Raw genomic sequence first — 17,074 nt, 5'->3', positions numbered from 1 at the left:
AGCTGTTACTTCCGGTAACGTCAATCCCCCCGCGGAGGTTCGACGTGGTTCTCTCCGACCGTTCCCCGACCGCCACGCGACTCCTGACCTCGTCGGCGTCGCACTCCTACGACCCGTCCGTCGAGATCGACTGGGAGGCCCCGCTGCTGCCGGACGCCTGGTTCGTGCCCGAGCGGCGCTCCTCGCTCTACGGCACCGAGCTGTGGGAGCGGCTCACGCCCGAGCAGCGGCTGACGCTCACCCGGCACGAGGTGGCCAGCATCGCGAGCCTCGGCGTCTGGTTCGAGACCATCCTCATGCAGCTGCTCATCCGCGAGTACTACAAGCAGGACCCGACCACCCCGCACGCCCAGTACGCGCTCACCGAGGTCGCCGACGAGTGCCGCCACTCGGTGATGTTCGGCCGCATGATCGCCAAGCTGGAGTGCCCGGTGTACCGGGTCGGCGCCTTCGACGACGGCCTCGGCAAGTGGATCGCCGCGACCGCCACCGGCCCCCGCATGTACGCCGCCATCCTCATCGCCGAGGAGATCCTCGACGCCCTGCAACGGGAGGCGGCGGCCGACGAGACGGTGCAGCCGCTGGTCCGCATGGTGTCGCGCATCCACGTGATCGAGGAGGCCCGGCACGTCCGCTACGCCCGCGAGGAGCTGGCCCGGCAGGTGCGGGCGGCCGGGCGCAAGCGGCTGGCGTACGACCGGGTGGTGATCGCCCGGGCGGCGTACCTGACCGGGCGGCGCCTCATCGCCCCGGAGGTCTACCGGTCGGTGGGCATCGACCCGCAGGCCGGGGTGCGGGCCGCCCGGGCCAACCCGCACCACCGCGAGACGATGCGGTGGGCGGGCGCGAAGGTCGTCGCCTACCTGCGGGAGCTCGACCTCATCGGCGGCCCGGGAACGGCCCTCTGGCGCCGCTCCGGCCTTTTGTGATCGGCCTTCAGTCCGTTCTTGGGTGGCGGTGGGGTGGTCGGACGGGACTACTTGGTGAACCGCAGGTAGTGCCAGGAGCCCGCCGCCGCGGCGTTGAGGGTGTCGCCGGAGAAGGTGGCGCGCATCCGGTAGCGGGTGCCGGCCACGTGGGTACCGAAGATCTTGCCGCCGCCCATGCTGTCCCCGTTGAGCGGAACGCACCGGGCGGTCGGCAGGGACCACCACTTGCGCTGGTAGTAGCCCTGAGCCTCGAAGTTGATGCAGCCGTACGCGTGGCTCGGGCTCACCATGGCGATCAGGAACGGGTCGACGCTCGCGTGGTAGAGCTTGTCCTTGCCGGACGTGCCGTAGTAGTCGTCCAGCACGGAGTCGATCCTGGCGCGTGCCGTGACCGTCCGGGTGGTGCTCACCGGGGCGTACCACTGGTCGCCGGCGAAGGTGGCGCTGAACGTGGTGCGGCGGGTCGGGGCGTACGCGGCGGTGACCGTACCCGTGCCGCACTTGACCTTGGTCTTGGTCCCGCCGCGCGGGGTGGCCCAGATGCACACCGCCCGGGAGTCGTGCGTGGTGCCGAGCCGGGCGGTGATCGTCGCCTTGCCGTGGTACGCGAACACCGAGGCGTTGGTGCTGATGGTCAGCTTCGGTGTCCGCCGCGTGACGGCGACCTGGGCCTGAACGCTCGCGGCGCCCGTGGTGTCGTCGCCGGCCCAGCTCACCGTGTACGTGTTGGTGCCGCCGACGGGAGGCTTGTCGTGGACCACGAAGTCGCCCGCCGCGCCGGAGACCACCTCCGGGAGGGTGTGCGTGCCGGCCAGGTCCTTGCGGGTCACGGTCAGGGTGGCCGGGCCGGCCGAGAAGGTGCCGGTCAGCGTGACCGAACCCAGCCGGGCCGCCGAGTTGGGGGCGCTCAGCGTCAGCGTGGCGGGTTCGGCGGCCGCGACCGCCGCCACCGGCACGGCCAACGCGGCGGCACTGCCCACCACGACGGCCGCCAGCAGGCCCCATCCCTTGATCAGCACCTGTGACCTCTCCGTTCTCGCCCAGGACCACCCCGGATGTCGAGGCGCAACGTCGGCGGGCCCGCCACATTTGTGAGGCTTATCCGGCTTCATGTGTCCCATTCCACCGCCGGCCGCCGGGTCGGCTAGCGTCGTCGGGTCGGGCCGTCACCGGAGCGTGCGAGGAGGGGCTGTGGCGAAGGCGGGGGGCGTGTTCTGCGTCGAGGGCCAGTGGGAGGACGATCTCACCGAACGGGGATCGGTCCTGCCCACGCTCGAGCTGCTCGAGCGCCTCGGCAGCATCCGCTTCATCCACCGCGACACCGCCACCGTCGAGGAGCTGCACTACTACCTCGACACCTGGCTCTCCCGGAAGTACCAGGACTACAAGGTCGGCTTCTTCGCCCTGCACGGGCAGCCGTCCCAGCTCTGCCTGACCGCCAAGACCACGGTCGAGCTGGACGAGATCGCCGCCTGGATGTCGGGCCGCTGCGCCGGCCGCACCCTGTACTTCGGCAGCTGCTCGGTGCTGCGCGCCTCCGACCGGGTGCTCAAGGAATTCCTGCACGAGACCAAGGCCGCCATGCTGTGCGGCTTCACCAAGGCGATCGACTGGGTCGAGTCGGCCGCGTTCGAGACCGTGGTCCTCAACGCCCTGGTCAACGGCGGTCGCATCGACAGCGTCGAGCGGCTGGTGCGTTCCAGCCGCTGGGCGGCGCTCGCCGACCACCTCGGCTTCCGGGTCGTGTACGCCAACGGCCGCACCGGGTAGCGAGCCGCGTTCCGCGGATTGGCCCGCGCCGCACCGGGCCGGGCGCGGCTACGGTACGGCCATGGCGTACAGCAAGATCGTCGGGTTTCTCGGGCTCGGGGTCATGGGCGAGCCCATGGCGCTCAACCTGGCGCGCGCCGGCACGCCGCTGGTCGTCTGGAGCCGCCGGCCCGAGCGCTGCGCCGCCGTCCGGGAGCACGGCGCCACGGCCGCGGCGAGCCCGGCCGAGGTGCTCGAGCAGGCCGGCATCGTGCTCATGATGCTCGCCGACGGCGCCGCGATCGATGCCGTGCTGGGCCGCGGGACGCCCGCGTTCGCTGCCGTGGCGGGCCGGCTCCTGGTGCACATGGGCACCACCTCGCCGGAATACTCCCGGGAGCTGGCGGCCGACGTGGTCGCCGCCGGCGGCCGGTACGCCGAGGCGCCGGTGTCCGGGTCGCGCAAGCCCGCCGAGGCCGGTCAGCTGGTCGCCATGCTCGCCGGGGAGCCGGCCGACCTCGCCGCCGTCCGGCCGCTGCTGGCGCCGATGGTGCGCGACGCGGTCGAGTGCGGCCCGGTCCCGCAGGCGCTGCTCATGAAGCTCTCCGTCAACCTGTACCTGATCAGCATGGTCACCGGGCTCGCCGAGGCCTACCACTTCGCCGAGCGGCACGGCGTCGACCTGGACCGGCTCACCGCCGTGCTCGACGCCGGGCCGATGGCCAGCGACGTGTCCCGGATCAAGGCCGCCAAGCTGCTGAGCCGCGACTTCGCCGTGCAGGCCGGCCTGCGGGACGTGCTGATGAACAACCGGCTCATCGCCGACGCCGCCCGGGCCGCCGGGATCGCCTCCCCGGTGCTGGACGCCTGCCACGCCCTCTACGCCGAGGCCGTCGCGCTGGGGCACGGCGCCGAGGACATGGCCGCCGTCGTACGGGCACACGAGGCTCGCACGGGCTCGTAGGCTCCGCGGGTGGACTCTCTCGACAGTGTGGACGGAACCCGGCTCGCGTATCACCGGACCGGCGCCGGGCGGCCGCTGGTCTGCCTGCCCGGTGGGCCGATGCAGGCCTCGGCGTACCTGGACGACCTCGGTGGGCTGACGGCGTACCGCGAGCTGGTCCGGCTGGACCTGCGCGGGACCGGCGACTCCGCGGTCCCGGCGGACGCGGCGACGTACCGGTGCGACCGGCAGGTGGCCGACGTCGAAGCCTTACGGGCGCATCTCGGGCTCGACCGCTTCGACCTGCTGGCGCACTCGGCCGGTGCGGCGCTCGCCCTGCTCTACGCGGCCCGGTATCCGCAGCGGGTCGACCGCCTGGTCCTGGTGACGCCGAGCCCTCGCGTCACCGGCCTCGAGGTGAGCGACGGCGACCGCCGGGAGGTGGCCGAGCAGCGGCGGGACGAACCGTGGTTCGCCGAGGCCTTCGCAGCCTTCGAGCGGATCTGGGCAGGCCGGCCGGCCGAGGCCGACTGGTCCGCGATCGCGCCGTTCCTGTCCGGCCGATGGGACGATGCGGCCCGTGCGGCCCACGCCGCCGGTGCCGGGACGCGCAACGGTGAGGCGGCCGGCGTCTACTACTCCGAAGGCGTGCCCGCGCCGGAGACCGTCCGGGCGTCGCTCTCCGCCCTGCCGGCCCGGGTGCTGCTCGTCGCCGGCGAGTACGACGTCTCGCTGCCCCCGAAGCGCGCGGCCGAGTACGCCGCCCTGTTCCCGCACGCGGAGCTGGTCGTCCAGCCGGGCGCCGGGCACACGCCGTGGCTCGACGATCCGCGGTGGCTGGTGGCGAGGCTCGCCACATTCCTGCGCTGAGCTGCTCAGGGAAGGGTCCAGCGCTGCTCCGCGGCGCCGGTGCAGGCCTCGGCGCGGACGGTGGCGCCGGCCGATCCCGGGTCGGTCAGGCAGTGCCCGGTGGCCGGGTTGACCAGGGAGCCGCCGGGACCGGCCCGCCACTGGGCGTTCTCGCGGCCGTCGCAGCCGATGGTGCGTACCTCGCCGTCGCCGGTCAGCTGCGCGCAGCGGCCGGCGACGCGCAGAGTGCCGTCCGTGGCCAGGGTGAACGACTGGGCGCTCCCGCCGCCGCAGCCGGCGACCTGGATCGGGCTGCCGTCGAGGCCGAGCAGCCCGCCCAGCGTGAGGCAGCGCCCGGCCGCCGAGGTGATCGCGCCGGTGCGGTCGGCCGCGGGCGGTGGGGCGAGGGTGGCGGACGGCGGTGCCGCCGTCGGTGCCGGTGGCGCGGGTTTCGGCGCGCCCGTGCTCGCGGCGGCGGTGGTGGTGGCCGTTCGGGCCCGGGTGTGGCTTGTGGCCCGGGTGCCGGGGATTGACGATGCGGACGGCCGGGCGGCATGGCTCGGCGCCGGGCTGCCGCCGAGGGAGCCGGTCGCCGGCAGCGCCTGCTCGGGCAGCGTTCGCCGCTCGTGGCCGTCGCGGGAACCAGCGACGACGAGGCCGGCTCCCACGAGGGCCAGCACGGCGACTCCGGACAGGACGATCAGGCGCTGGCGCCGGAGTGCCGACGTCCGCTCCTGTGCCTCATCGGGCAACGTCGCCTGCACGTTCATACCTGTGCCGGCGTGCTCGTCGCCCGGCGGCCCGGCCGGTTCCGGCCAGGTCTCCTCCGGACGGTCGTCGTGCCCGGCCGGGGTGCCGCCCGGCTCGGTGCGGATGTACGGCCTGACCAGCACCGGATCCTGCCGCTCGTCGGGTGTCTCAGCCATCACGTCCCTGCCTCGGTGGTGCGCGACCGGTACGTGAAGATACGCACCGTTCCGCCGCAGAGATCACCCGTGTCCGCTACGGGGTGTAGAGCTCGGCCATCTCCACCACGCGCCCGTCCTCGGTGCGCAGCTTGACCAGCAGGTCGCCCCCGTCGCGACGGAGCATCATGCCGAACGTCTCCGGGGTCACAGGGCACGTTCCCGCGCCGGTCCCCTGACCGATGCACGCTGGGTCGCCGGCGCCGTGCGACAGCAGGCGCACGTCCTCTTCCACCGGCAGCGTCACCTTGGTGTGGCTGTCCTCAGTGGTCCACTCCTGGTCGCAGCGCGGGTCGTCCTCCGGCAGACGGAATGCCGTACAGAAATCCGGGCCCTGCATGAACACGGTCGGCTCCACCACGGCGGATCTCGCGGCCGGGTCGTAGGCCCGCAACCGCACCACCGAGTCGGTGTCCCCGCGGCTCACGTCGGCGAACGAGGGCTGCGGAGCCGCCGCGGACGGCGACGGACCGGGCTGCGGCTTCCCCGGCGTGCTGCATCCCGCGAGCACCGCGAGTGCGATCAAAGGCAGCAACCGTCTCACAGCGACCGGATCTCCGCGCCGGCGAACAACACCGTGCCGCGGCCCTGCTCGGGGTCGCTGCTCACGCCGAACACCACCTTGCCCGCGACCAGCGACTTGTCGGTGACCGGCGCCTGGAAGACCGGCGCGTCGCCGATCGTCACCGTGGCGACCTGGCCGCGCAGGTCGATCCGCAGCCGGTGCCGGGCGCCGGGCCGGAACTCCTGGGTCACCACCCGGGTCAGCGTGACCTCGTCGTTGTCGTCGACCAGGTCCATTCTCACCAGGCCCGGGCACGCCGAGAGCAGGTATCCGCTGCGGCCGGTGTAGCGGAACCAGACGAGCGCGCAGCTGCCCGGGTCCACCACGGTCACATCGGCGGCGATCGTCTGGTCGCCCGCGAAGGTGTCCTCCGGGCCCGGGCACTGGTGCTCGCTGCTCTCGCCCGTACGCATGCGCAACCCGTCGGCGGTGAACACGCACGAGCCGCTGGAGTCGTCCGTGACCGATTGCCACTGGCCGGGCCGGTCGAGCGGGTCGATGACCGACGGGCCACGGACCTGGCGCGGCGCCGGCGGGGCCACCGACAGCTGCGCGACGGCCGTGGTGTCCGGGGTGCTGCCGCTGGTCAGGTAGTGCATTCCCAAAAGGCTGAGCACCGTCGCGGCGGCACCCCCGGCGATCAGCGTGGCGAGGCGCCGGCGTCGGCGGGGCCGGGGGACGTCGGTCAGGGTACGGGTGCGCCGCCGGGGCTGCCGGTCGCCGGCCGAGTGCCGCCTCGAGTGCTGCACCGCCTCGGCGGCGTGCCGCAGCTCGGGCCGCTGCGCCAGCGTCATCGTCTCCTGCGGCCCCGCGGCGAGAAGCATGTCGAGCAGCTCATGCGCGGTGGGCCGCTCGACCGGATCCTTGGCCAGGGTGAGCGCCACCAGGTCCCGCAGCGGCGCCGGCAGCCCGGACAGCTCCGGCGGCTGGGTGAGGATGCGCGCGGCGGTCGCCGCGGGGGAGTCCGCGGCGAAGGGGGTACGGCCGGTGCCGGCGTACGTGACCACGGCGCCCCACGCGAACACGTCGGCGGCGGGCCCGGTGGTCCGGCTGTCGGAGTCGAACCGTTCCGGCGCCATGTACGCCACCGTGCCCACCATCTGGTCGGTGCGGGTGTGCTGGCTGGTCACCTCGAGCGCCCGGGCGATGCCGAAGTCGATGACCTTCGGCGTGCCGAGCGAGAAGAGCACGTTGCGTGGCTTGAGGTCGCGGTGGATGACCCCCGCGCCGTGGATCGCCGCGATGGCCGTGGCGACACCGATCGCGACGCTGTGCAGGTTGCCGGCGGTCAAGGGACCCTGCTCCTGCACCACCTCGGCCAGGCTGGGCCCGTCGACGTACTCCACGACCAGGAACGGCGTCGGGTGCTCCGGGTCGGCGTCGAGGACCTCGGCGGTGCAGAACGGCGGGACCTGGCGGGCGCGGTTCACCTCGCTGCGGAAGCGGGCGCGGAACTCGTCCTCGTACGCGAACTCCGGCCGGATGACCTTGACCGCGACCAGCCGGCCGTCGGGGCGGCGGGCGAGGAACACGGAGCCCATACCGCCCTCACCGAGCCGCTCGAGCAGCTCGTACTCGCCCAGTTGCTGAGGGTCACCAGGTCGCAGCGGCTTGCTCACCGCGACGTCCGTGCCGAGACGCGGGAGCACATGGGCACAGAGATTACGCCCGCCCGGCCGCGCTCCGCGAACGGCGGGGCAGCCGCTCACCGCCTAAGCTCGGCTGCCATGGACCTGACCGCGCTGCTCGGCGACATCGAGGCGCTGGTGAGCTGCGAGTCGCCGTCCAGCGACCCGGCCGCCCTCGCGCGCAGCACGGAGGTGGTGGCGGCCCTCGGCGAGCGCCGCCTGGGCGCCGCGCCCGAGCGGGTCGCGGTGGACGGGCGGATCCACCTGAGGTGGCGGTTCGGCAACGGCCCGCGGCGGGTGCTCGTGCTCGGTCACCATGACACGGTGTGGCCGCTCGGATCGCTCGCCGCCCATCCGTACGGGATCAGCGACGGTGTGTTGCGCGGACCCGGCTGCGTCGACATGAAGGCCGGGCTGGTCCTGGCGATGCACGCCATCGCCGGGCTGCCCGACCGGTCCGGGGTCACCCTGCTGATCACCTGCGACGAGGAGCTCGGCTCGCCGACCTCCCGCGAGCTGGTGGAGTCGGAGGCCGCCGGCTGCGCCGCGGCCCTGGTCCTGGAGGCCGCGGCCACCGGGGGAGCGCTCAAGACGCAGCGCAAGGGCGTCTCCCGTTACCGGGTACGCGTCCACGGCCGCGCCGCGCACGCCGGTCTGGAGCCCGAACGCGGCGTCAACGCCACTGTCGAGCTGGCCCACCAGGTGCTGGCCATCGCCGCCCTCGCGGACCCGGCGCGCGGCACCACCGTGACGCCGACCCTGCTCACCGCGGGCGCGTCGGAGAACACCGTACCGGCGGCCGGGGAGGTCGCCGTGGACGTCCGCGTCGGGGACGCCGCCGAACAGCAGCGGGTCGACACCGCGATGCACGCCCTGCGCCCCGTCCTCCCCGACGCCACCCTCGAGATCCTCGGCGGCCCCAACCGCCCGCCGATGGAAGCCTCCGCGTCGACATCACTCTTCGCCCGCGCCGTCGAGGTCGCCCGCGACCTCGGCCTTCCCGAGCCCGCGGCCGCATCGGTCGGCGGCGGCTCCGACGGCAACTTCACCGCCGGCATCGGTACGCCCACCCTCGACGGCCTGGGCGCCGTCGGCGGCGGCGCACACGCCGACGACGAGCACGTCCTCGTCGCCGGGCTGCTGCCCCGCGCGGCCCTGGTCGCCGGCCTGATCACAGATCGGCTGCGGGCATGAGCGTCGAGGTGCGCACGGTGACCGAGGTCGCGGAGCTCGCCGCCATCGACCGCCTCTTCGGCACGATCTGGCAGCAGGACCCCGGCACGCCGGTGCTGAGCACCGAGCTCCTGCGAGCGCTCGCCAAGTCGGGCAACTACGTGGCCGCGGCCTATGAGGGTGCCGCCCTGCTCGGCGCGTGCGTCGGCTTCTTCGGCCCGCCCGGCACCCGGGAGCTGCACAGCCACATCGCCGGGGTCGCGCCCGGGACCACGGGCCGCCACATCGGGTACGCCCTCAAGCAGCACCAGCGGTCGTGGGCCCTCGACCAGGGCGCCACCACCATCAGCTGGACCTTCGACCCGCTGGTGGCCCGCAACGCCTACTTCAACCTGGCCAAGCTGGGCGCGGTCCCGGCGGAGTACCTGCCCGACTTCTACGGCCGGATGCACGATCGGATCAATGGCGACGACGCGTCGGACCGGCTCCTCGTACGCTGGGACCTGACGCGGCCGACACCGCTGCGCGACGACACGTCGGGCGCGGTGGTGGCCCTGGACCGCACCGGGGTGCCCGGCAGCCTCGACGGCACGAAACTGCTCGTCGCCGTGCCGGAAGACGTCGAAGCGCTGCGGTGGCGGGATCCGGCGGAGGCCGCGCGGTGGCGGACCGCCGTCCGGGAGACGTTGTCAGCGCTGCTGGCCGGCGGCGCCCGGGTCACCGGGTTCGACCGCGCCGGCTGGTACGTCCTGAGGAGGCCGTCGTGAAGCTCTTCGTCAGGTCGCCCTTCGGGAGGTGCTCATGAAGCTCGAGGGCATCGAGCTGCGCCGCGTCGCCATGCCTCTGGTCGCGCCCTTCCGCACCTCGTTCGGTACCGAGACCAGCCGCGACGTGCTCCTCCTGCGGGTGGTCACGGACCGGGCCGAGGGCTGGGGCGAGTGCGTGGCGATGACCGACCCGCGCTACTCACCCGAGTACACCGAGGCCGCCGCCGACGTGCTGCGCCGCTACCTGGTGCCGGCGCTGGCGGCGGCGTCCCGCCTGGACGCCAACGCCGTCGGGCCGGTTCTCGCACCCTTCAAGGGCCACCGCATGGCCAAGGCCGCCCTGGAGACCGCGGTCCTCGACGCCGAACTGCGGGCCGAGGGCCGCTCCTTCGCCCGCGAGCTGGGTGCCGTGCGCGACCGCGTGCCGTGCGGGGTGTCCGTCGGCATCATGGGCTCGGTCGACGAGCTGCTCGACGCGGTCGACGGCTACCTCGAAGCCGGCTACGTCCGCATCAAGCTCAAGATCCAGCCGGGCTGGGACGTCGAACCGGTCGCCGCCGTCCGCCGGCGCTTCGGCGACGACGTCCTCATGCAGGTGGACGCGAACACGGCGTACACGCTCGCGGACGCCCGGCACCTGGCCCGCCTCGACCCGTACGGGCTGCTGCTGATCGAGCAGCCGCTCGATGAGGAGGACATCCTGGGCCACGCGGAGCTGGCCAAACTCATCGCCACGCCGGTGTGCCTGGACGAGTCGATCACCTCCGCCCGCGCGGCCGCGGCGGCGATCACCCTGGGCGCATGCTCGGTGATCAACGTGAAACCCGGCCGGGTCGGAGGCTACCTGGAGGCGCGGCGGATCCACGACGTGTGCGCGGCGCACGGCGTACCGGTGTGGTGCGGCGGCATGCTGGAGACGGGTCTGGGCCGGGCGGCGAACGTCGCGCTCGCCGCGCTGCCAGGCTTCACCCTGCCGGGCGACACCTCGGCCTCGGACCGCTACTTCGCCACCGATCTCACAGCGCCGTTCGTGCTCGAGGACGGTCACCTGCCGGTGCCGATCGGGCCCGGCCTCGGCGTGGAACCGCTGGCCGGGGTGCTCGAGTCGGTGACCATGGCGACGGAGTGGATCCCGCTGTAGGCGTCGCGGCCCTTGTTTCTCCGCCGCGGCGGGCAACCTTCGCGCGGCCTACGGCCACTGACAGGGCATGAACCGACGATTCTTCCGCTGCGACGCGCAGCGTGTCTGGCGCCGGGACCCGTTCCTGGTGATCGCGGCCGTCCGGCTGAGCCCGCGGCTGCTCGACGACGCCCATGACCTGTTGCGCAGCTTCGATGCGGTGATCGGGCCCACGACCGACGGCGGGTGGTATGCGCTGGGGCTGCGGGAGCCGTCGCGGGCGGCGGAGCTGGAGAGGCTGACCGACTCGGGGATGCTGACGCTCGCCGCGCTGCGGCTCGGGCTGCGCGTGGCCCTGCTGCCGACCCTGCCCGCACCCTGACTCGCCGGTGCGGTCCGTCGGCCGGCCGGGGCCCGGTCGTGCCGCGTCCGGGGGCAGGGATCGCGAAGTTCGCTCTTGGCGATGGCCCGGCCCCTACGCTGGGCTTGAGGAGGCCAGAATGACGAATCTCACGGGCCACGCGGCAGTCCTGATGGTCGACGACGACGCCGACGTCCTTGAGACCACCGCGCACATGCTTGCCGTCCGTGGCTTCCGGGTGTTCACCGCGCTGGACTCGGAGTCGGCGATGCAGGTGTGCCGGGAGCAGGAGGGACGCATCGACGTGCTCATCGCCGACCTCTCCCTGCCCGGCGACAGCAGGGGCGATCTCGCCCGGTCGATCACCAGCGTCTACCCCGCCATGCACGTGATCTACATCAGCGGGATCCCGCGCCACGTCGCACTCACGCAGGGCCTCGTGGATCCTCAGGCGCCCTACCTCGAGAAGCCCGCCCAGCCGGCCGTCCTGGCGAGCATCGTGCAGAGCCTGCTCACCGAGCAAGTCAGCGCCCCCGCGAACAAGTCCGGTTGGTGGGACGAGTAACGGTTCGTCACTGCGAGCTCTGCTAGCGCGGCCGCGGAGTGATGCGGCGCGACGAGTGACCGTGGGTCGCTACGAACGCGGCTGGAGCTCGGCCGCGATGCGCGTGCACACCGGGGCCACCCGCTCGTAGGCGATCCGGATGCGGTCCAGGGCCGCCGCCGGATCGGGTGGCAGATCGCCTTCGCGGGCCGCGTCCTCCAGGTCGGCGAAGATCGTCGTGAGGGCGTCCGCGCCGATGTTGGCCGCCGAGCCCTTCAGCGAGTGTGCCAGATCCTGGACGGCCGCCGGGTCGCCGGCGTGCAGGGTCTCGGCGAAGCGGTCCAGCGCCGCCGGCGTCTTCGTCGTGTACGAGGTCAGCAGCCGGGCGAGCAGGGCATTCTCCGGCGCTCCGGGGTCCGGGCCGGCGATCTCGTCGAGGCGGGCGCGGATGGCGACAGCGGGATCCTCCATGATCCAACGGTACGACTGCCGGGTCCGGTTCGCCCCGTTTTGATGCACGATCAGTTCGATCATCAAGGTGTAAACAACGTCACCTTCGGGCCCGGAAGTTTGTCGTCGGCCCCTGCCGAGTGGTTAACGTCGGCCGGTCCGCTGACGCGGGCCCCGCGGTCGGTAACGCCGAATCCTGCCGCCGACCGGGCCGGGACCTCAATCGACAGGCATGGAGCGGGGGACCCACAGGTTCCACGGCGCGCTCGTCGCGCCTCGGGGTGAAGCCGCCACGCGCGGCCGGGCTCCTCGGCCCGAACCCGACAGCTGACCTCGCAGGCGTGGAGGTTTCCTTTCATGGCACAGATCCGCAAGCAGTCCCTGCGTGCCCTCGGCCTGGTGGTCGCGGGTGCGGCGGGCACCGTCGCCCTGCTGGGCCCGGGGTCCGCGGCCCAGGCGAAGTCCAGTGTGAACTGGGACGCCGTCGCGCAGTGCGAGTCCGGCGGCAACTGGAGCATCAACACCGGCAACGGCTACTACGGCGGCCTGCAGTTCAGCCGCAGCACCTGGAAGGCGTACGGCGGCGGCAAGTACGCGAGCACGGCGAACAAGGCGAGCCGCTCGGAGCAGATCCGTATCGCCGAGAAGGTGCTGGACGGCCAGGGCATCGGCGCCTGGCCGGTGTGCGGCAAGAAGGCCGGCTCGACGAAGTCCTATCAGGGCAAGAACACCTCCGGTGCCTCGAAGCACAAAAGCACCAAGCACAAGAGCACCAAGCACAAGAGCACCAAGCACAAGAGCACCAAGCACAAGAGCAGCAGGACCACGACGCACAAGAGCACGGTCAAGTCCTCGAAGGGCACTCCCGCGCGGGCGACCGGCAAGTCCTACACGGTGCGTTCGGGCGACACCCTCGCGAAGATCGCGAGCAGCCACCACGTCAAGGGCGGGTGGCGCGCCCTGTACCAGCTGAACCGCGGCGAGATCGGTGGCAACCCGAACCTGATCCTCCCGGGGCAGCGCCTGGCCCTCTGAGGCCTGTCGGAGACCGGCCCGGTCGCCCTTCCCCCGTGGGGCGGCCGGGCCCCCGCCGATAGCATCGACTGGCATGACAACCTCACCGCGCTGGCTGCGTACCGCGCCGGGCCGGACGCCGCGCATCGAGTACGGCGCCGACTACAACCCCGAGCAGTGGCCGCGTGACGTCTGGGACGACGACGTGCGCGCGATGCGGACCGCCGGCGTCACGATCGTGTCGCTCGCCATCTTCTCCTGGGGCCGGCTCGAGCCCGCCGAGGGCGAGTACGACTTCGGCTGGCTCGACGAGGTCATGGACCTGCTGCACGCCGGCGGCATCGCGGTGGACCTGGCCACGGCGACCGCCTCCCCGCCGCCGTGGCTGACGGCGAAGCATCCGGAGATCCTGCCGGTCGATCATGAGGGCCGGACCATCTGGCCGGGCAGCCGCCAGCACTGGCGGCCCACGTCGCCGGCGTTCCGCGAGCACGCGTTGCGTCTCGTCCGGCAGATGGCGGGCCGCTACGGCGACCATCCGGCGCTGGCCGCCTGGCACGTGTCGAATGAGCTCGGCTGCCACAACGCCTACGACTACTCCGACGACGCCGCCGCGGCCTTCCGCGTCTGGTTGCGGCGACGGTACGGCGAGCTGGCCGCCCTGAATGCCGCGTGGGGCACGGCGTTCTGGTCGCAGCACTACTCCGACTGGTCGCAGATCCTGCCGCCGCGCCGCGCGGCCACCCATCCGAACCCCACGCAGCAGCTGGACTTCACGCGTTTCTCGTCCGACGCGCTCAAGGACTACCTGTGCGCCGAGCGTGACGTGCTGCGGGAGCTCACCCCGGACGTGCCCGTGACCACCAACTTCATGATCATGGGCCGGCTGCGGCCGCTCGACTACGCCGACTGGGCCGCCGAGGTCGACTTCGTCGCCAACGACCACTACGTGCAGCGCACGTCCCGGCCGTTCGACGAACTGTCCTTCTCGGCCAACCTCACCGGCAATGTGGCCGGCGGCCGGCCGTGGTTCCTCATGGAGCATTCGACCAGCGCGGTGAACTGGCAGCCGATCAACGTACCGAAGAAGCCGGGTGAGTTGGAGCGCGACTCTCTCACCCACGTGGCGCACGGTGCGGACGCCGTGTGTTTCTTCCAGTGGCGGCAGTCGCGGGCCGGGGCCGAGAAGTACCACTCGGCGATGGTGCCGCACGCGGGGGAGGACAGTGCGGTGTTCCGCCGGGTCACCGAGCTGGGAGAGACGCTGCGGCGGCTGGCCCCGGTCGCGGGCGCCGGGCGCACGCCGGCCCGGGCCGCCGTGCTGGTCGACTGGGACTCGGCATGGGCCGCCGAGCTCGACTCGCACCCGACGAACCGGCTGCGCTACCAGCAGGAGGCCCTCGACTGGTATTCGGCGTTCCTCGACCTCGGGGTCCGCGCCGACGTGGTGCCGGTGCGGACCGGCCTCTCCCGCTACGACCTCGTCGTCGCTCCCATCCTGTACGTCGTGCCCGAGGCGCTGCGCCGGCGGCTGGAAGCGTACGTGCGGGGCGGCGGTCACCTGGTGACGACGTACTTCTCGGGCAACGTCGACGAGCACGACCACCTGTGGCCCGGTGCCCATCCCGGCGCGCTCCGCGACCTGCTCGGAATCCGTATCGAGGAGTTCGCCCCGTTGCCCGATGGCGACCAGGTGGTGCTCGACAACGGCAGCGTAGGAACACTGTGGACGGACATGATGGAGGTCGCCGACGCGGGCGTCGAGGTGCTCGCACGGTACGCGGACGGCAGCCCCGCTGTCACCCGTAAGGCGTACACCGCCGGCTCTGCCGCGTACGTGTCGACCCGGCTCGGGCCCGACGGCCTCGCGCCGCTGCTCGGTGATCTGCTGCGCCGCGCCGGCGTGGAGAGCGAGCTCCCGCCCGGCCTGCGCGGGCGGGTGGAGCTGGTCGTACGCGGGGACTTCCGGTTCTACGTGAACCGCACGGACGAGCCGGTGGACCTGACCGGCGTGCCGGGTGAGGCGTTGCACGGCAGCGCCGAGCGGCTGGAGCCGAGGGGCGTGGGGGTCTTGCGCGGCCCGGCATGATGTGCGCATGAGGCTGGTCCCGCCGTCCGGGGCGCTGGTGGACTCGGCGGCACCCTGGTTCGACCATCCCCAGGTGCAGCGCTACCTGGGCGGGCGGGACTGGCTGCCGCGGATGCTCGCGATCGCGGAGCGCGGCGGCGGCGAGGTGTTCCGGGGCCACCTGGTGCTGCGCTGTCACGCCTGGTTCGGCGTCGACGCGGCGGGCGAGGTGGGCTTCATCGGCGGTGACGTGTACGCCGACGGCCGCGGACGCCGGTCCATGGGGCTCGCGTTCGTGGTCGATCCGCGACGCTGGCGCGAGGGCCGCGGCCGGGCGCTGCTGCGCGCGGTGACCGTCCACCCTGCGGTGTCGGATGTGGACGAGTTCTTCTGCGGGGTCGAGGTCGACAACGAGCCCGGCCATGCGTGCTGCGCCGCCGCCGGGTTCGTCCCCGACGGCGGCGTCACCCGTGAGGGCTTCGTGTACTACCGGCTACGCCGGGATCAGTGACAGGTGCCCGTACCGCTGTCGCTGTAGGTCTTGCCCGCGACCGGCACGAACTGCCAGTCGTAGCTGTTCGCGTGCAGGGTGAGCTTCAGGACGCCGTACGTGTCGGCGTTGCGGGCCTCGCTGTTCGGTTGGATCGTGCCGAACGTGTAGTGGTTCGCCCCGCCCATGCCCGCCACGAACGGGCGCAGGCCCCGCGCGGTGTCCAGGGCGCCGGCGGGGTTCATCGGCCCGAAGCGCTCGTAGACGTGGTTGTGCCCCCACACCGCCACGTCGGCGTTGTAGTCGTAGAGCGCCTGGTACAGCGGCCGGGTGGCGGTGGAGGGCGCGTGGTTCGCGCTCGAGGTGAACAACGGGTGGTGCCAGTACGCGAGCGTGCACGGCTTGGTCGACGCGGCCAGGTCGGCGCGCAGCCACTGCTCCTGTGCCGAGCCGGCGACCATGGAGATGTTCGAGTTCAGCGACACGACGTGCCAGCTGCCCAGGTCGTACGAGTAGTAGCCGCGGCCCGACGGACCCGCGGCCGCGCCGAAGTAGCCGTAGTAGCCGGTGGCGCCGGAGGTGTTGTAGTCGTGGTTGCCCGGCGAGGGCCGGGTCCGTGCCTTGTGCCGGCCCCAGGTGGGCGCGTAGTAGGAGGTGAACTCGGCGGCGGTGCCGTTGTCGTAGACGTTGTCGCCGATCGTGAAGACCGTGCCGGCGATGCCGTCGAGCAGCGCGGCGGTCTGGGTGTCGCCGGAACCGGAGTTGGCGATGTCGCCGGCGCCGACGAGCACCGGGTCGTCCGCGGGCGTGGTCCCGGACGTGACGACGAGCTGCGGGGCGTCGGCGCCGCTCTCGCGGGTGTCGTAGTAGGCGCCGTCGGAGTCGGTGGAGGTGGCGCCGAACGAGAACGTGCCGGTGCCGGTCACCACGGAGGTGACGTCCAGCTCGTACCAGTTGTCGGCGGTGACCGCCCCGATCGAGCCGACGGATGCGCCGTCGGTGGCGGGCTGGTTGTTCCAGGTCGTGCCCGTCTCCGACCACGTGGTGTTCGACATGGCCCGGAACGCGCCGCCCTGGGGGCTGCCGTCGTTCGTGCCGATGGTCCGCAGCCGCAGCTTGGCGCTGGTGACCGGGCCGCTCAGCCCGCTGACCGAGAACCGCAGGAAGAGCCGTCGGACGGGGGAGTTGTCGACCACGACCTGCGTCGAGGTGCCGTAGTTCGTGGTGGCCGTGTCGCTCTGCACGTACGTGTCGGCGACGGGGGTGAAGGTGGTGGCGGCGGCCGAGGCCGCGCCGGCGGGGGTGAGGACGGCCGCGGCGGCGCCGGCGACCAGCAGGGCGGCGCTGAACGCCGGCCCGAGCTTGCGAGTACCCATGGCGGTGACGCTAGGCAGCACGGGGGGCGGTCGGCTGTTCACTGTCTGGACGTTTACTGAACACTCATCGTTGTCGATGCAAA

The 17,074-nt window shown here is 72.7% G+C and carries 18 protein-coding genes and 1 riboswitch; of the genes, 12 read left to right on the top strand and 6 right to left on the bottom strand.

Going from position 1 to position 17,074, the window contains the following annotated elements:
- Positions 1-44: 44 nt before the first annotated feature.
- A complete protein-coding gene (locus AB0J80_RS20610) occupies positions 45-929 on the top strand; it encodes a diiron oxygenase (protein WP_364707113.1) in 885 nt (294 codons plus the stop codon).
- A gap of 47 nt (positions 930-976) precedes the next feature.
- Here AB0J80_RS20610 and AB0J80_RS20605 read toward each other — a convergent pair whose 3' ends face one another.
- Positions 977-1,948 carry a hypothetical protein gene (locus AB0J80_RS20605; RefSeq protein WP_364707110.1) on the bottom strand — a complete coding sequence of 324 codons (972 nt, stop codon included), beginning with the start codon at positions 1,946-1,948 and terminating at the stop codon, positions 977-979.
- Positions 1,949-2,120: 172 nt separating this feature from the next.
- Between AB0J80_RS20605 and AB0J80_RS20600 the strand changes: the two genes are divergently transcribed.
- From AB0J80_RS20600 to AB0J80_RS20590, 3 genes are all read left to right on the top strand, one after another.
- Positions 2,121-2,699 carry a hypothetical protein gene (locus AB0J80_RS20600; RefSeq protein ID WP_364707107.1) on the top strand — a complete coding sequence of 193 codons (579 nt, stop codon included), beginning with the start codon at positions 2,121-2,123 and terminating at the stop codon, positions 2,697-2,699.
- Positions 2,700-2,760: 61 nt separating this feature from the next.
- Positions 2,761-3,642: an NAD(P)-dependent oxidoreductase gene (locus AB0J80_RS20595; protein WP_364707105.1), complete on the top strand. Its 882-nt coding sequence runs from the start codon at positions 2,761-2,763 to the stop codon at positions 3,640-3,642.
- Between the two features lie 9 nt (positions 3,643-3,651).
- Complete coding sequence (locus tag AB0J80_RS20590) at positions 3,652-4,491, top strand: alpha/beta hydrolase (protein ID WP_364707103.1); 840 nt, start codon at positions 3,652-3,654, stop codon at positions 4,489-4,491.
- A gap of 5 nt (positions 4,492-4,496) precedes the next feature.
- Here the strand turns inward: AB0J80_RS20590 and AB0J80_RS20585 are convergent, their stop codons facing one another.
- The 3 genes from AB0J80_RS20585 to AB0J80_RS20575 all read right to left on the bottom strand — a co-directional run bounded on the left by AB0J80_RS20585 (position 4,497) and on the right by AB0J80_RS20575 (position 7,619).
- The gene (locus AB0J80_RS20585) at positions 4,497-5,396 is read right to left on the bottom strand and encodes an RICIN domain-containing protein (RefSeq protein WP_364707102.1); all 900 of its coding nucleotides are present in this window, start codon (positions 5,394-5,396) and stop codon (positions 4,497-4,499) included.
- Between the two features lie 76 nt (positions 5,397-5,472).
- Positions 5,473-5,961 carry a hypothetical protein gene (locus AB0J80_RS20580; RefSeq protein ID WP_364707099.1) on the bottom strand — a complete coding sequence of 163 codons (489 nt, stop codon included), beginning with the start codon at positions 5,959-5,961 and terminating at the stop codon, positions 5,473-5,475.
- A gap of 14 nt (positions 5,962-5,975) precedes the next feature.
- A complete protein-coding gene (locus AB0J80_RS20575) occupies positions 5,976-7,619 on the bottom strand; it encodes a serine/threonine-protein kinase (protein WP_364707096.1) in 1,644 nt (547 codons plus the stop codon).
- Positions 7,620-7,727: 108 nt separating this feature from the next.
- Here AB0J80_RS20575 and AB0J80_RS20570 point away from each other — a divergent pair, with 108 nt between their 5' ends.
- The 5 genes from AB0J80_RS20570 to AB0J80_RS20550 all read left to right on the top strand — a co-directional run bounded on the left by AB0J80_RS20570 (position 7,728) and on the right by AB0J80_RS20550 (position 11,614).
- The gene (locus tag AB0J80_RS20570) at positions 7,728-8,822 is read left to right on the top strand and encodes a M20 family metallopeptidase (protein WP_364707094.1); all 1,095 of its coding nucleotides are present in this window, start codon (positions 7,728-7,730) and stop codon (positions 8,820-8,822) included.
- Complete coding sequence (locus tag AB0J80_RS20565; RefSeq protein ID WP_364707091.1) at positions 8,819-9,568, top strand: GNAT family N-acetyltransferase; 750 nt, start codon at positions 8,819-8,821, stop codon at positions 9,566-9,568. Before AB0J80_RS20570 ends, AB0J80_RS20565 begins: the two co-directional genes overlap by 4 nt.
- Positions 9,569-9,602: 34 nt before the next feature.
- Positions 9,603-10,709, top strand: a complete 1,107-nt coding sequence (menC, locus tag AB0J80_RS20560) for an o-succinylbenzoate synthase (RefSeq protein ID WP_364707088.1) — start codon at positions 9,603-9,605, stop codon at positions 10,707-10,709.
- Positions 10,710-10,776: 67 nt separating this feature from the next.
- Positions 10,777-11,070: a DUF2064 domain-containing protein gene (locus AB0J80_RS20555; protein ID WP_364707086.1), complete on the top strand. Its 294-nt coding sequence runs from the start codon at positions 10,777-10,779 to the stop codon at positions 11,068-11,070.
- A gap of 118 nt (positions 11,071-11,188) precedes the next feature.
- Positions 11,189-11,614, top strand: coding sequence for a response regulator (locus AB0J80_RS20550; protein ID WP_364707083.1), 426 nt, complete (start codon positions 11,189-11,191; stop codon positions 11,612-11,614).
- 69 nt (positions 11,615-11,683) lie between these two features.
- On the opposite strand, the gene AB0J80_RS20545 is transcribed toward AB0J80_RS20550, so the two are convergent.
- Positions 11,684-12,064 carry an Hpt domain-containing protein gene (locus AB0J80_RS20545; protein ID WP_364707081.1) on the bottom strand — a complete coding sequence of 127 codons (381 nt, stop codon included), beginning with the start codon at positions 12,062-12,064 and terminating at the stop codon, positions 11,684-11,686.
- A 156-nt stretch (positions 12,065-12,220) separates the two neighbouring features.
- Positions 12,221-12,399, top strand: a riboswitch (cyclic di-AMP (ydaO/yuaA leader).
- 1 nt (position 12,400) lies between these two features.
- Here AB0J80_RS20545 and AB0J80_RS20540 point away from each other — a divergent pair.
- The 3 genes from AB0J80_RS20540 to AB0J80_RS20530 all read left to right on the top strand — a co-directional run bounded on the left by AB0J80_RS20540 (position 12,401) and on the right by AB0J80_RS20530 (position 15,636).
- Positions 12,401-13,078, top strand: coding sequence for a transglycosylase family protein (locus AB0J80_RS20540; protein WP_364707078.1), 678 nt, complete (start codon positions 12,401-12,403; stop codon positions 13,076-13,078).
- A gap of 73 nt (positions 13,079-13,151) precedes the next feature.
- Positions 13,152-15,146, top strand: a complete 1,995-nt coding sequence (locus tag AB0J80_RS20535; protein WP_364707076.1) for a beta-galactosidase — start codon at positions 13,152-13,154, stop codon at positions 15,144-15,146.
- Between the two features lie 7 nt (positions 15,147-15,153).
- Entirely contained in the window at positions 15,154-15,636 is a 483-nt protein-coding gene (locus AB0J80_RS20530) for a GNAT family protein (protein WP_364707074.1), read from the top strand.
- On the opposite strand, the gene AB0J80_RS20525 is transcribed toward AB0J80_RS20530, so the two are convergent.
- Positions 15,630-16,991, bottom strand: coding sequence for a DNRLRE domain-containing protein (locus AB0J80_RS20525; RefSeq protein ID WP_364707072.1), 1,362 nt, complete (start codon positions 16,989-16,991; stop codon positions 15,630-15,632). The two genes, AB0J80_RS20530 and AB0J80_RS20525, sit on opposite strands and share 7 nt — an antisense overlap.
- Between the last annotated feature and the right edge of the window lie 83 nt (positions 16,992-17,074).

Origin of the sequence: Actinoplanes sp. NPDC049548, assembly GCF_040676695.1 — a bacterium.
Lineage (GTDB): Bacteria > Actinomycetota > Actinomycetes > Mycobacteriales > Micromonosporaceae > Actinoplanes.
This window is presented reverse-complemented; position numbering and strand designations above follow the sequence as displayed.